Consider the following 13932-nt stretch of genomic DNA (forward strand, 5'->3'; position numbering starts at 1 on the left):
ACCATCTGTCCACATCAGATGCAACCGGCATGCGATCACGCTCAATGTGCATCGCACGCCTGCTGACTGGGTACATATACTTGTAACTCAGACTAGCTGTTTTTTCTGTCTGCCGCTACCGCCTGGTTGCGGGCGATTTCCAGCTCCATGGCTTTCATTTTTTCCTGATGTTCCATGGAGCGTTGTTGCAGTTCAGCTTCGTGCTGACTGGTCTTGATCCAGGCATGGCAGACCGAGTAAGCGATGGCAACAGCAAATGCACCCAGAGGAACGATTTGAGAGTAAGAGAGTATGTCGGACATGGCAGGATTTCCTTCCTTAGTTGTTTGAGACACCAGTATATGCAAGCCAGGACACCTGCATAAGTAGCGGCTGTAAGCAGTATTTCATGACATTTGTCATGAGCGCACAGACAGTTTGGCATCAGATACCAGCCGCCCAGACTTTCCCGCAGGTCGCCCGCGTCCCTGATCCTGGTCACCTCAATCACAGGTCACGAGCATGCCTCAGATCTCACCTATAGGCTGAGAATAAATGAGTGTTTATCCTCACATGGCAGCCAGCAATTCACAATGCCGCCACAGTTTTTCCAAGTGCTGAACGGGCCAGAGTTTCCGCGATCAGTGCACAATGCAGGCTGTGCAACTTGCTGACCGTACGCTCAGGTGTTTTCCAATATGTGGTGGGTGCTGGAAGAACCCAGTGATTCACGGTTGCACGGAGCTTACATGGCCTGGGGTTTGCATGGACAATACTTACTGGTTACTCCCAAGCTGGATATGGTGATCGTCCACCAGCGGTGAGTGCCTGTTGGAAGTAAATGGGATGTGCCTAAAGTAGGTGAGAATGCGTTTATCCACATGGCAAATTTACTTGGGCAGATTTGTTCGTGATATCAATTAATGTGAGCCTGATATGGAATTAACCCTTGAATCTTGCACATTTGATGATGCGACGCATCTGGCCGATATACGCGTCCTCGCCATGCGCCCCAGTCTTGAACGCATAGGACTTTTTGATGCAGAACGGGCGCGACAACGGCTCCTGGTGAATTTCGCAGCCGAGTACACCGACTCATCAAGCTGGATGGATCGCTGGCAGGATTTTTAGTGCTGCGTCCGCAGGACAACGACCTCTTGCTGGATCACTTTTACCTCCATTCGGATTTCCGGCAATGTGGTCTGGACAGTGAAGCTATCAATCTGGTGCTGGCAGAAGCCGACGCACAGGGGAAAATTTTTCACGCTGGTGCCTTGCGTGCCAGCGACGCCAATCGTTTTACCTTCGCCATGGTTTCATTTTACGTAAAGTGGCCGAGTTTGATAATTACTATTTTCGTTGTCCACAGCCTGATCCAAGTAGGTGCGAATAGCCTACGTATTCGCACGCATGATCTTTAGATGACTTGTAGTATTTTTTGGCTAGACATGCGTGCGATTACGTTACACTATCGTATCTACTCGGGCTAAAAGCTGTGTCAATACTCGACCCTGACCCCAGTTATCTTAAAAAATAGGTGATTGACCCCATGCTCCGTAGGATCAACCTAAGTCTTCCTTAAACCAGTTAATATTAAACACAATTATACTGACAGTGGCAGAACAAGCCACTGTCATTTTGATCACCGTTGTGACATAGTAAGCACTAGGAATGAAGCTAAAATCTCCCGTTTTCAAATATACAAAAATAGGTTTAATCGCAAAGATTAGCACCACTCCGGCCATCGACAGCAATAATAAATAAAATAGAAATGAAATTATTATTCCTTCAATGTATTCCTTGAATTTTAATTTCATTATTTTCTTGACTTGGAATTATTTGGCAACTTATCTGCCGCGTAGGTGCGAATAGCACCGCCGAAACTCTATAAAATATGAAAATAAATTTTAAATGTGTTGCTAGTTTGCTTACCTCACGTCTCGGATTACCATGATTTCACAAATAATAGAGAAAGTTGAATTGGCAAGAAAAAATTATACTGAGAATAACGATTATTATTCGCAGGACTTTGAAAAGCAAGGAGTGGTATCGCTTTGGCTTGGCCTGACTGATCGGAGTCTCGCTCAAGATGTTGATACGCTTCAGGATTTGTGCGGAGTTGGATACTACCAACTTAGCGGCCAGGAGAGCAACTCATTCAATTATGAGCATGTTGATTTAAAGTGACTGCTTGCAGATATTTCATACTCTCAATCTTTTTTGGAGGCAGTCATTTCCGAAGCAAGAGAGAAAGGTATCGAAAAAGCTACAAGAACAACTATTCAATACGACTTTGAATACAACCCCGCAAATGTTACCAGGGAAATTGCAGATGACCCGGCTTTTTTTAGGTGTATTCAGCTATTCAATGAAATAGTTGTTGCTGACTGCTTGCTCAATCTTGCTTGAGAGATGGATACGTCCCTTCACATATATTGACTAACACCCAAATGCGTATCCAGTTTGGCTTGTTCTGCTGCCCCAAGCGTTGCCCTATGTGCCCTGATAGTATAGCCACCGTGCATGGCACCATCGTGATTGATCATCCAGTCTATGATTGCCGCATCTTCGACATCGAAAGTGTCGCCAATTTCATGATCGCGTAGCTCTGCGGGTACTTCAAATAGCTCGCCTGTAAAACCTGTATCGCTGCTTTCAACTACTCTCAGCCACACAAACATATTGCCAGAGGCAAGTACGAATTTGGTTTTGATCAGAGGGAAAAATTCTTTATCAGTATTACTGTGGATAAGTCTGCGGAAATGTGGCAATGATTGCCGGGCATCGGCAAAAGCTTGCTGCATGCTTGCATCATTTGAGTTAGTCATGGAGATTTTCGCACCGGGGTCGAGATCAGGCTTGCGGCCCATTTCTCTTCTGCACATTTGCCAGTCATACCAACAGTTTTCTGGATCTATATCATCGTAGCCGCGTGACTCTGCAAGTGCGTCAGCATGGGATTTTTCCATCATCATGACGCTTGCCTTGTCACGGAGTGTTATCACTTGCTCATACGTCAAAGGACTGCCTTTCTTGTCTTCAACATTGACCAGAATCGCAACCAGTGCAGGGATAAAAACGGGGACTAATTTTTCTTCACTCATATTGATTCCATCGCATGCAGGATTGCCAGAAGAGGAAATTCTACTCTGGCAATGCTGTGTGCATAGAAATTATCTATGCAAAGAAAAATTTTATTGTGACAAATTATTTCCTGGGCGGTGGATTATTGTCCTTGCCTTCCGGTGGACGTGGTGGCCGTTCTGGTTTGGCAAACAGGCCCTTGGGTGATGTAGTGCAAGTCGCAGAAATCTTGCCTTCGCGTGGTGTGGTGATTTGCACGACCATGCCCTCTTTCTTGCCTTTGCAATCTTCATAAGCTTGCGGTGGCGGTTCGCGGGGTGGTCTGTCGTCTTTCCCAGCCTCAGGCGGCTTTTTCTGGTCACCGCCGGATGCTTGGGCATGGGCGAACAGGCTGGCACCTAATGCCGCCATGAAGATACTGGCACAGGCCAGGTTTAGTAAGTTTTTCATCCTGTTTCCTTTCAAGGGTGTTGATGACAGGATAGATCTTAAGCAAAAATCATGAAGGAAAAGTGAAGATATCTGCTTCTTTACATAGCTTTACTTTGTTACGCTGATACTTATCCTGTCATAGCGGCCATAGGCATCAAAGGCAGTAATATCGTAGCGCCCGGCCTCAGGGAATTCTATGATTTGAGACTGGCTGGCCAGCTTGTTCGCCACCAGATGGCCATTCACCATCCAGCTGACTTCGGCCTGTGAGCCACGGATTTCCAGTCTGGCTTTGGGCACTTCCTTGCCGCTGGCCCGGTGCAGGATTTCGCCATCGCTGAGGCCGACTATCTTGATGATTTCATCGGCATTGAAGATCGCTGCACATTCTGCTGCCCAGGCCGGTGGCAGGGCAACCTTGCGCAGGCCTGCGTCCAGCCAGGGTTCAAGGGCTGAGGGCCAGCGTGCTGCCTGCAATTTATCCATGGGACGCTTGCTACATTCGGGGGCTACCCGCAAGCCATTCTGGCTATCGACAAAGTAAGTGAAAATGGGTGAGGCGGTTTTCAGGCGGTCAGCAAAACTCGGTGGTGCTGCGCCATTTAAGACCCACGCCGTGCGTTGCAGCGGGCAGAGTTTTTCTGGCTGTTCGCTGGCGCGTGTGCCCAGCGGCCAGCAGATTTTTTCCTGACTTACCGTGGTTGGTGGCGATGCCGGGCTGAGGCTGCGGCCATCTGGAATGGCGGTGAAAATATCCACCAGCAAGGGCGCTGCCACATTCGCACCAAAGAAGCCGGGATTGGGCGTGCCATCTGGCCGCCCTACCCAGACGCCTATGGTATAGCGGTTGCTCACGCCCACGGCCCAGGCATCACGAAAGCCAAAGCTGGTGCCAGTCTTCCAGGCGATGCCACGATAGCTGCCATTGCCTTCTACGGCGCGCGCTACTGGCCCGCCAGTTTCCAGTATGTCACGCACGATGAAGGCGGCACCTTCACTCATCATCCTTTGCTCCTTGCGCGGTGCTTCTGGCGTCATGCGTGGCACGGCGGCCATGCCCTTGCGTGCCAGCGAAGAATAAGCGCCGACCATGTCTTCCAGCTTGGCTCCTGCGCCGCCGAGAATGACGCTGAGATTGGGTGTCGCGCCACGCGGGAATTCCAGCTTCAAACCACCACGCCTGAGCATGGAAACAAAATTAACTGAACCCAGTTGTTCCAGCACTTCGACAGCTGGTACATTCAAGGATTTCACCAGCGCTTCAGAAACACTGACCGGGCCATGGAAGTTTTGCTGGAAATTGCCAGGCTGGTAGCCAGAAAAAGATTGCGGTGTATCCGACAATAAAGACTCTGAATGGATCAAGCCTTCATCCAGCGCAAAGGCATACAGGAAGGGTTTCAGGGTAGAACCTGGCGAGCGTGCCGCCCGCACCATATCGACATCGCTGAAACGCTCACGGTCGCTAAAGTCTGCTGAACCAGCATAACCCAGCACTTCAAACGTGGCATTGTCCATCACCATGGCGGCCATGGAGACGCGTGGTGGCAATTGTCGTATGCGGTCAGCCAGCAGGGTTTCCACGGTCTGCTGGATTGCTGTGTCTACCGTGGTTTGAATCACTGCTTGCTGGTTTTTCGAGCGTTTGGCATCTTGCTTCATGCGCAGCGCCAGCAAGGGGGCCAGCAGAGGTTCGCGCAGGGTTTGCGCGGTGACTGGTTCGGTCAGGGCATCGGCGATGATGTCCTTGCTCCAGTTACCCTCCATGCGGCGTATCACTTTGTCACGTGCTGCCTGAGCACGTTGCGGATAACGGTCAGGCCGCAAGACTGAGGGCAATTGCGGCAACACTGTCAGCAGCGCTGCCTCGGCATGCGTGAGGCGGCTGGCGGGCTTGCCGAGGTAAGCACGACTGGCGGCTTCCACACCTTCGAGCACGCCACCCATGGGGGCATAGTTGAGGTAGAGCGTCAGTATTTCTTTTTTGGAGTAATGCGCTTCCAGTTGCAGGGCACGGGCAATCTGTTTGAGCTTGCCACGCACTGTATGCGGCGTAGGATCAATCATGCGCGCCACCTGCATGGTAATGGTGGAACCACCGGAAATAATCTCGCCATTACGCACCCACTGCCACGCCGCCCGCATCAACGCCAGCGGATTGACACCCGGGTGCCACCAGAACGCCCTGTCTTCATACTGCGTCAGTGCATCCACATAATAGGGCGAAACTTCTTGCAGGCTGATGGCATGACGCCAGATGTGGTCCTTGTCAGGGAAGGCGCGCAAGGGCGTGCCGTCGCGGGCCAGGACTACCATGGCATAAGGTGAATCACGACCGGGTTTGGGCAAGGGGAAACAGAGGTCGGCGATGATGAAAACCAATGCGGCGGTAATGATTGTTGCGCATTTCTTTTTATGGTTGAGCAGGACTTTGCGCAAGGAAGTGAAGTTGGTGTACTTCTTGAGATTGAGCTTCATTCGAGTAAGTCTTTATTAGCAGCACATACAAAAAAATGAGATAAAAGAACAGGAATTTACGATATTTTTATAGTGATCAAATTACCCTGTTTTTTGATGTTGTTTTTGACTCTGTTCTTGACCTTAAACCGCTTGGAACGACGTAATTTGTGCGTCACAGAAAATGGAAAAAGAAGAGCCGATGTTTGAGCGAAGCGAGTTTCGGATCTTCCCATTTTTTGGGATGCACAAATTATGCTGGAGCGTAGCGCAAGCACCCGAAGGGCGAGTCTGCGGTCGCCTTTCTTTGAATACTTTCTTTGGCGAAGCAAAGAAAGTATTTCGGCCGCCGGGCCGAGACCCGGCTTGTATCCACAAAGGGCAATCGTTTTAATCGAAGTACGGCAATGCAAGGAACGCCGCTGGTGCGCCAGCCCGGTGGATTCCTGCCTGCGCAGGAATGACGTTTTTATTATTGCCGTTCATCTTCGGGTACGTCTCCGCTTTTCCTCTGTGTCTCTGTGCCTCTGTGGTGAGAGGCTTTAATCAGACTTTGATAAACGAATACGTTATCAAGCGCCCAGTGTCAGGCTAATGAAACGTAGCCTAGCGAGGCCCGGCCCAACCTACCCGTCTATCGTCACTCCTACTTCCCACTCTCCACCACAGTCAACACATCCGTCCCACCCGTTTGGCCATACAAATCCGGCCTGTACATATCTTCTGCATACAGTGGTGGTATGACAAATTTACCCGGTGTCACTACCCGCACGCGGTAGAACAGATTCAGCACATTCCAGTCCATGCGTACTGCTGCCACAAACCTGTCATCACGGAACTCGACATGCTTGATGTGCGGGTTTTGCATGGCTTCGGCGGGGTTGAGTTTGTCTATCGTTACGACACCCATTTGTTCACCCTGAACAATGTTCGTGTTCTCGATTTCCAAACCAGCCGGAATGCGGTCGACGATCATGCCTGTGCCCATGGCGCTGCGGCTGCGGGCTGTGATGCGCATGATAATAGTCTCGCCTACCTTCAAGGCACGGTTACCGATTTCTGAGCCATCTGGAGCATACATCTTGCGGCTCAGTTCTATGACGTCGCTCTTCGCAGGTGGCAGCTTGACCGGATTGCCGTTCATGGATAATTCCACATACAGATTGTCCTTGCTGTTATTGCTCAGCTTGAGACCGGCAGACAATTCACTGGCCTGCAATTCACGGAACAGCGTGGCCTTGGCTGACAATTCATCGGTCTTGCCAGCAGCGGCCAGGGTGCCTGTCCATGGTGCTGTTTCACCCGTGCTGTAAGTACGGCCTACCAGGAACAGGGCGAGTTTTTCCTGGGTGCTGTAGTAACGATGTTTTTCCATTTCATTGGCGATGACGCCGATCAGGTTATCGCGACCATCCAGCTTGATCTGGTGTCTGTCGAGCAAGGCATAGGACAGCGCAGCGTCGCGCAGGTTGCTGCCGTAGTCATACCACCAGTAACCATTGTCACGGCCTTTCTTGACACCTTCAGCCAGAGCAACATCACTGCGGGCCTTGTCACCCATTTGCTTCAAGGCGATACCTAGTTGTATCAGGGCCAGGCCGGACTGTGCGTGGCCACGGGCATCATGCATCTGGCGCAGTGTTGCCAGTGGTGCCTTGTTCTGGCGTGACAGCACATACGCACCTGCTGCCAGGACACCGAAATGGCTATTGTCACGCACGCGGTTTTCTTCCCACACATTGGTACTGGTGCCAGTAGTTGTTGTGGCTGCTGCCGGTTTTGGACTGGCGGGCATACGTGCTACCCCGTCCTGCAAGCCGCGCAGGAGGTAATCCAGGGCCTTGTTGTACATGGCATCCGGCACACCAAAGCCCTGTTCGCGTGCATCCACCAAAAAGCCAGTGACGTAGGCAGATAACCAGTATTCATATTCGGACACATTACCCCACAGGCTGAAACCGCCGTTCGGTGCCTGCATGGTGGCCAGGCGGGCGATGGCCTTGTCCAGCATTTCTACCCTTTGCTCGCGTGTATAAGGCTTGAGTCCAAAGCGCTTGGCGGCTTCTTCATCAACGAATACATGCGGGTAGGCAGTACTGGTGGTTTGCTCAGCACAACCGTAGGGATAAGTCAGCAAACCCTGGATGGCAGCACGGATATCGATAGGAGCTTTGTTCGATACCACCATGTGCGCCAGCAAGGATGCCTTGTGCAAGCCCGCCAGGTCAGCCTCTTTGATATCCAGCGATTCACCGGCCTTCACCGTAAAGCGCTTGGTGATCTGGGTTTGTGGCGTGGGCGCTTGCACGGTCAGGGCAAAGCTTCTTTCCATCTTGATACCAGAGCCACTGATGTTGACGGTAATGGTATGCAAACCCGGCACAGGCTTGGCTTCTATTGGGAAGCGCAGGGTTTGTTTTTGCTGGTCTTTGAGGCTGAGGCTGCGTTCAGCTTCTGTCAGTTTCAGGGCTTCGCCGCCACTGATGCTGACTTTCAGGCTTTGCCCTGCACCTGACAGATTATGCAAATCCAGTGCGACGATGGCAGTGTCACCGAAAGACAGGAAGCGTGGCGTCGCCAGTTCGGCTATCAGTGGTGCTGCGACTGTCATCTCGGCATCTTTGGCACCAAAACGCTCACCTCCGGCCACCACGGCCATCAGGCGCAAGGTGCCGTTAAAGTCTGGAATAGCCAGCGGTATCTCGGCTTCACCTTGCTCATTGAGTTGCACAGGGCCGCTGAAGATGTCGATGAGTTTGACTTTTTTCGGCAAGTTTTTGGTGGCTTTTGGCGTGGTGTCACCACCAAATTTCAGTTTACCTTTCTGGCCCTGCATTTTTTCTATGAGGCGGCCATAGATATCATGCTGGTCTGAGCCATAACGCAATTTGGCAAAGAAGAAGGCATGCGGGTCTGGCGAGACAAACTTGGTAATGTTCAGGATACCTACGTCGACTGCTGACAAGGTCACCATGGTTTTTTGGCCCCTGGCTTCTGGCACCTTGATTTTTACTTTGACGGTGCTGTCAGGCAGCACTTTGACAGGTGCTTCCATGGTCACGACAAATTTGCGATCTGCCCTGTCCAGCGGGATATGTGCCAGACCCAGTGCACGCGCTGGTGTCACTTTATCGCCTTCATTGCCTGGGCGCAGGACCACGGCAGAGACATACAGGTCGTGGCGTTTCCAGTCTTTATTGAGTGGGATATCTATCGTGGTTGCACCAGTGCCGACAGACATGCGTTTTACCCACAGGGTCTTGTCGCCTTCTACCGTGATCAGTGCTTCACCCTTGTGCGGCGGGGTGATCGTCAGACGGGCTGTGTCGCCATCTTTATACACGGGCTTATCCAGCTTCATGGCGACCTTATCAGGACGCACGCCCTGGCTTTCATCACTGCGGGCGCTCCAGCCTACATAGAAGCGGTACACGGCCTGCATCTTGGTATCCGGGTCCAGCACTTCAAGGCGATAGCGGCCATAGCGCACCGGCAGACGCAATTTGCCACGGCCATTGGCGGGCACGGCAACGGCACTGGTTTCTACCAGTTCATCGGTTTCAGTGAAGCCAGACTGCCAGCCGCGCTGGTCTTCAAAGCGCCAGTAGTAATTGCGGTCTTCGCGGAACAGGCGTACCGGCAAAGTTGGCGACGCCTGCAATTTGCCATCCTTGTCCGAACGGATGACTTCAAACTCTACCGGGCTGCCTTCAGGCGCATATTCACCGGTGAACATGGGGCGCAGGCCGACCATCACTGGGGCTGGCCAGACTACGCGTTCCATGCTGCGCACGACAGGGCGGCCACCGCTTTCCAGCAGGCTCAGGGTAGTGCGAACGGTGAATGGTGAACGGCGCTTGGCGATAGGCGACAGGTCTACATCGACGGATGCCTTACCTTCGTCATCCAGCTTGCTTTCTTCGAGTTCAGTACGGGTCTTGGCTTCGTTTTCAGTGACGTCACCAAATTCAAAACCGGGGTATTGTTTGGCCAGAGGATTTTTATTGCGTTCAAACTGGGCCACACCCAGCAGGCGGTTGCCTGCTGCCGGTGCGCCGTACAGGTAGCTGCCGACTACATCGACACTGTAGTCGCTGTCAGCCGCCAGTGTTGCCAGCTTGCTGCTGAGGTCCAGCTTCATGCGTTCTGGCAGAAATTCTTCTACACCGAAGCGAAATACTGTGCCCGGCACTTTGTCAGCAGGGTCTGCACGCAATTCCAGAGTCCAGAAACCGGTAGGTGCATCGGCGGGTAATTCTATGCGTTTGACGAGGTAACCACCAAAGCGCTCGTCTGGTCGCCAGGTGGCGGTGAATTGGTCTTTGCCATCCGGGCGTTTAAGTTTTGCCTGTATGGCCTTGGCAGGTACGGCGCGACCATCGGCATCACGAGCGAGGACCGACAAATCAAATTGTTCGCCGGGACGGTATAAGTTGCGGCCAGAATAGGCAAACAAACGCGTCGCCTTGAATGGCGAGCCAGTGATATCGTATTCAGACAAATCCAGTGCGGGTTCTTTCAATGCCAGCACAGAAATCTGCTCGCCCTTGCGTGCCATCAAAATCTTGGCCGTCTTGGGTTGTTCGGCAAAGGTCACATGACCATCGCCATTGGTGTCAGACTTGGCCAGGACCTTGCCAGCTTCGTCCATCCAGGAAACTTCGACACCACTGACGGCTTTGCCATCAGTCAAAGAACTGACAAAGGCGTCGGCTGACTTGTCATACAAATGGGTATGCAGGCCCAGGTCGGACACATAGAAGTAAGTGGTCTGGTATTCATAACGGAAGCGCCCAGGCTGACTCATGACGGCGACGTACACGCCTGGTTCCTTGAGTTCCTTGATGTCTTCGACCGAGATATAGGTGACGCTGCGCTTATTGGCTTTTTGCTCGGTCATGAAGCGGCCAAGATAGACACTCTCTGACATATTGCGTAAATCGTCGAGCTGGTAAACCTGAACCGCACCTTTCAAGCTGCTGCGTTTCCAGTCATAGTTGTAATCATCCCCGCCTTCGCCCTCGTCGCCTTCGGGTTTTGCGGCATCGGCTTTCTTGGGTTTGCCATTGATGACGCGGTCCAAAAAGCGTGGCAACTGGTCATTTTTTACGCGCAGGAATTGCACATCGACTTCCGGCACATTTACTGTAACGACGGGCAAGCCACCATTCTGCTTAGCTGGCAAGACCATGCCATTGCTGGCGAAATAATAGGAAGGGGACACTGGCGCAGAGACGATGGAATAACGTGCCTCGCTACCCAGGGTCTTGCCATTGCGGGCAGGCAGGCCGGGCTGCACTTGTACAACATAGCGGGTCTGTGGCTTTATATGCGGGAAGTACAAGAGGCGTGGGTTTTCACCGACCACCCAGGCACCGGCTACTGGCTTGCCACCCTTGCTGTCGGTATCTTCTGCGCTGGTGCTGACGGTGCTGACCTTGCCTTTTTTGGGTTGGCCATCGTCGTCATAGCCATTGTCCTCATTATTATTGGTCTCGGCCTTTTTCAGGTCAGCTGCCGAGGGTGGCATCTCGAATACCTGCAAATACTTTTCATAAGTCTTGCCGCTGTCGAGCGGGATGCTGAAGGTCAGCGCCAGTGCAGGCGCACCATCGAGGCCACGGTCTGCCGCATCGACCAGAGTAATCGGCGCATTTGGATCATCATTGACCACCAGGCCACCGATCCCGTCAGACGTGCCCTGGCTCTTGTTTTTGTACCAGTATGCGCCGCCTATGATGGCGATGAGTAAGGCGAACAACATCGCCATTTTGAACGATTTGCTTTGCATGGTGCTTCCCTGAAGTATCGGTGCTGATTGCACAAATTTTGCACAATGATTATGACATGGGCATTGTCAATATTTTCACTTGTTACGATATCTTCCGGTGTTACGATTTCTTCCGTGGGGGTAATTGCAACAGGCTTAGCTTATAAGCTTGGCTGCAATGGTTCAAAATTTCGCAACCATCAATTTTCATGGTGACACTGTTTCGCATTTTGATTTACCAGAATTTCCACCTGGCTTTGAACTCAGCTTGTTTTCTCTCCCCTATACCTGCGGCGTAAGGGACGATTTGACACACGCATGTATGGAATGGCGCGGATGATGCGCCATGTGTCATCAGGATGATAATGGTGCTTTCCCCTCATGGCTTACAGGCAAACTCTCAGTAAGGGTCAAAAGCTATCTTGTGCTTTTGCAGCACATCCAGCATCAGTTGCCTCCAGGGTCCGCTCGGCGCCCAAACTTTGCTGACGGCTTCATAGGCAAGGGCCGGATCGTCCTTGCCCACCACCACGCGATACAAAAAGACCATGGTGGATGCGCGCATATTCACCTGGCAATGGACCAGTACCTTTTTATTTGCCAGGCCCTGCAGGATCGCGGCAAAATTCTCGTAGTCGCCGACCGCTGGCTTGTTGAAAACTATCGGGATATTCACAAAAAGCAAGTTCTGGCGACCGACGATGAGGTTTTCTTCCCGTACCGCGTCAGAGACATGCGGTGGTGCCAGGTAGATAACGGCTTCATAGCCTTGCGCTGCCAGGCCTTCCAGTGCCTTGGCAGTGGGCTGGCCTGAGCTGGTCAGCTGTGCGGTGATGGGGACGACATTCGGTGCATCGATGTTTTGTGCCCAGGCACTTGTGGATAAGCTTGTACATAAGGCTGTGCATAAGCCTAGAAAAGCGGTGCATAAGTATGTAGATAAGCGTGTTGACAAGCCTGTGGACAAGCTGTGGAGCAATGAGCAGGAAAGTACGTGCATGCTCAGGTTCCAGGCTCAGGCAGCGTTTTCAGCGTCAGCAGATTTGCATCACGGCAGATACGCCATTTGCCATCCGCCTGCAAGCGCCAGATACTCAGGACATTGCCTGCACGCTGCATGTACTGGCCTGCCAGTTTCGGAATGATCTCGACTTGCAGGTAAGACCAGCTATAGGCAAGATCGGCCTGCACGATAATTTCCTGTATATCGGATTGAGAAGCAATGCTATGCGTTTGCACTATGTTGCGCAGGTTTTGGGCAAATTGTTCACGCCCCTTCATGGGTGGATGGCCTGCCACCAGAAACACCACTTCTTCATCCATCAAATCGAGCAACTTGTCCACATCCCCGGCAGCCGTAGCATCCTGCCATAACTGGATATTGTTCCGTATGGCCGCTGCTGCGCCGGCTTGCTCTGTTGCTGCATTGTGCATGGCTATCCTTTGTGATGTCTGGGCTGAAGCAACATTGCAGATCAAGCTTATTTGGGTGGCGGCACCTGAGTTTGTACGATTTGCCCCAGGTCCTCGCCTTGCTGTGCCAGCAGGCTTTCCAGTGCTGGCATGAGTGGCCCCAGGGTTTCTGTCAGCATATTGCGTACAGTATCGACCACAACCTGGGTGGTTCGTTCGATTTCTATATTCAGGCTGGCGCCGGTTGTTTTCTCTGCAAAGACGGTCATGCGCAATGTTTCAGGGATCAGCCAGACTTCAAACCAGCTTTCCTGGCGGTTGACTTCGGCAATCGTCAGACTGGCCCCATTGATGGCGATATAGCCTTTGGCGAAAATATAGCGCATCCACTCAGGAGGTACGGCGATGCGTATCACGTAATTGTTTTCCAGTTCGCGTATCTGGGCGATGTGGGCCTTGAAGTCGATATGGCCAGACAAGGGGTGTCCGCCGATCTCGGCTCCATCTTTGGCGGCGCGTTCTACATTGACGCGGCCATCCTGAACATAATCGCCAAGGGTGGTAATCGCCAGGCTTTGTTGCATGACATCGAATTCTGCTGCGTTGTCGCCATGCAGGGCTGTGACGGTCAGGCAGACGCCGTCGACAGCGACACTGGCACCAATCTCCAGGTCTTTGCAAAAACCATTCGGAAATTCGAGTTGATACGTGCGCAAGCCGGTCTTGTCATTGAGTGTTGCGATGCGGGCGATGCCCTGTACTATGCCTGTAAACATGTTTGATGATAGTGAAGTGCC

General features: G+C 52.1%; 13 protein-coding genes. 4 read left to right on the forward strand and 9 right to left on the reverse strand.

Annotation, left to right across the window (positions count from 1 at the left end; genetic code table 11):
- Positions 1–92: 92 nt before the first annotated feature.
- The gene (locus tag H8L47_RS14525; protein WP_186954323.1) at positions 93–302 is read right to left on the reverse strand and encodes a hypothetical protein; all 210 of its coding nucleotides are present in this window, start codon (positions 300–302) and stop codon (positions 93–95) included.
- A gap of 363 nt (positions 303–665) precedes the next feature.
- Here H8L47_RS14525 and H8L47_RS29435 point away from each other — a divergent pair, with 363 nt between their 5' ends.
- The 3 genes from H8L47_RS29435 to H8L47_RS14535 all read left to right on the forward strand — a co-directional run bounded on the left by H8L47_RS29435 (position 666) and on the right by H8L47_RS14535 (position 1400).
- Entirely contained in the window at positions 666–803 is a 138-nt protein-coding gene (locus H8L47_RS29435) for a hypothetical protein (RefSeq protein ID WP_230413751.1), read from the forward strand.
- Positions 804–915: 112 nt separating this feature from the next.
- On the forward strand, positions 916–1110 hold the full coding sequence (locus H8L47_RS14530; RefSeq protein ID WP_186954324.1) for a hypothetical protein: 195 nt from the start codon (positions 916–918) through the stop codon (positions 1108–1110).
- A complete protein-coding gene (locus H8L47_RS14535; RefSeq protein ID WP_186954523.1) occupies positions 1110–1400 on the forward strand; it encodes a hypothetical protein in 291 nt (96 codons plus the stop codon). Before H8L47_RS14530 ends, H8L47_RS14535 begins: the two co-directional genes overlap by 1 nt.
- 141 nt (positions 1401–1541) lie before the next feature.
- Here H8L47_RS14535 and H8L47_RS14540 read toward each other — a convergent pair whose 3' ends face one another.
- Positions 1542–1796 (reverse strand): hypothetical protein, encoded by a 255-nt coding sequence (locus H8L47_RS14540; protein ID WP_186954325.1) that lies wholly within the window; start codon positions 1794–1796, stop codon positions 1542–1544.
- 133 nt (positions 1797–1929) lie between these two features.
- Here H8L47_RS14540 and H8L47_RS29440 point away from each other — a divergent pair, with 133 nt between their 5' ends.
- Complete coding sequence (locus tag H8L47_RS29440) at positions 1930–2166, forward strand: hypothetical protein (RefSeq protein WP_222616544.1); 237 nt, start codon at positions 1930–1932, stop codon at positions 2164–2166.
- 239 nt (positions 2167–2405) lie between these two features.
- Here the strand turns inward: H8L47_RS29440 and H8L47_RS14550 are convergent, their stop codons facing one another.
- The 7 genes from H8L47_RS14550 to H8L47_RS14580 form a co-directional block, all read right to left on the reverse strand.
- Positions 2406–3083 (reverse strand): DUF2314 domain-containing protein, encoded by a 678-nt coding sequence (locus H8L47_RS14550; protein WP_186954326.1) that lies wholly within the window; start codon positions 3081–3083, stop codon positions 2406–2408.
- Between the two features lie 103 nt (positions 3084–3186).
- The gene (locus H8L47_RS14555) at positions 3187–3513 is read right to left on the reverse strand and encodes a hypothetical protein (protein ID WP_186954327.1); all 327 of its coding nucleotides are present in this window, start codon (positions 3511–3513) and stop codon (positions 3187–3189) included.
- 90 nt (positions 3514–3603) lie between these two features.
- Positions 3604–5973 (reverse strand): penicillin-binding protein 1C, encoded by a 2370-nt coding sequence (gene pbpC / locus H8L47_RS14560; RefSeq protein WP_186954328.1) that lies wholly within the window; start codon positions 5971–5973, stop codon positions 3604–3606.
- Positions 5974–6598: 625 nt separating this feature from the next.
- A complete protein-coding gene (locus H8L47_RS14565; RefSeq protein ID WP_222616545.1) occupies positions 6599–11743 on the reverse strand; it encodes an alpha-2-macroglobulin family protein in 5145 nt (1714 codons plus the stop codon).
- 379 nt (positions 11744–12122) lie between these two features.
- The gene (locus H8L47_RS14570) at positions 12123–12722 is read right to left on the reverse strand and encodes a protein tyrosine phosphatase family protein (protein WP_186954329.1); all 600 of its coding nucleotides are present in this window, start codon (positions 12720–12722) and stop codon (positions 12123–12125) included.
- Between the two features lie 2 nt (positions 12723–12724).
- Complete coding sequence (locus H8L47_RS14575; RefSeq protein ID WP_186954330.1) at positions 12725–13156, reverse strand: YybH family protein; 432 nt, start codon at positions 13154–13156, stop codon at positions 12725–12727.
- Between the two features lie 47 nt (positions 13157–13203).
- The gene (locus H8L47_RS14580; protein ID WP_186954331.1) at positions 13204–13911 is read right to left on the reverse strand and encodes a riboflavin synthase subunit alpha; all 708 of its coding nucleotides are present in this window, start codon (positions 13909–13911) and stop codon (positions 13204–13206) included.
- Positions 13912–13932 lie beyond the last annotated feature (21 nt).

This window comes from Undibacterium umbellatum, assembly GCF_014284125.1.
In the GTDB taxonomy this organism is placed as follows: Bacteria; Pseudomonadota; Gammaproteobacteria; order Burkholderiales; family Burkholderiaceae_D; genus Undibacterium; species Undibacterium umbellatum.

Excerpts from the sequence above, each read along its gene's own strand:
- H8L47_RS14540 (WP_186954325.1), bottom strand. The coding sequence starts at position 1,796 with ATGAAATTAAAATTCAAGGAATACATTGAAGGAATAATAATTTCATTT.
- H8L47_RS14555 (WP_186954327.1), bottom strand. The coding sequence starts at position 3,513 with ATGAAAAACTTACTAAACCTGGCCTGTGCCAGTATCTTCATGGCGGCA.
- H8L47_RS14565 (WP_222616545.1), bottom strand. The coding sequence starts at position 11,743 with ATGCAAAGCAAATCGTTCAAAATGGCGATGTTGTTCGCCTTACTCATC.
- H8L47_RS14580 (WP_186954331.1), bottom strand. The coding sequence starts at position 13,911 with ATGTTTACAGGCATAGTACAGGGCATCGCCCGCATCGCAACACTCAAT.
- H8L47_RS14530 (WP_186954324.1), top strand. The coding sequence starts at position 916 with ATGGAATTAACCCTTGAATCTTGCACATTTGATGATGCGACGCATCTG.
- H8L47_RS14570 (WP_186954329.1), bottom strand. The coding sequence starts at position 12,722 with ATGCACGTACTTTCCTGCTCATTGCTCCACAGCTTGTCCACAGGCTTG.
- H8L47_RS14525 (WP_186954323.1), bottom strand. The coding sequence starts at position 302 with ATGTCCGACATACTCTCTTACTCTCAAATCGTTCCTCTGGGTGCATTT.
- pbpC (WP_186954328.1), bottom strand. The coding sequence starts at position 5,973 with ATGAAGCTCAATCTCAAGAAGTACACCAACTTCACTTCCTTGCGCAAA.
- H8L47_RS14550 (WP_186954326.1), bottom strand. The coding sequence starts at position 3,083 with ATGAGTGAAGAAAAATTAGTCCCCGTTTTTATCCCTGCACTGGTTGCG.
- H8L47_RS29440 (WP_222616544.1), top strand. The coding sequence starts at position 1,930 with ATGATTTCACAAATAATAGAGAAAGTTGAATTGGCAAGAAAAAATTAT.
- H8L47_RS14575 (WP_186954330.1), bottom strand. The coding sequence starts at position 13,156 with ATGCACAATGCAGCAACAGAGCAAGCCGGCGCAGCAGCGGCCATACGG.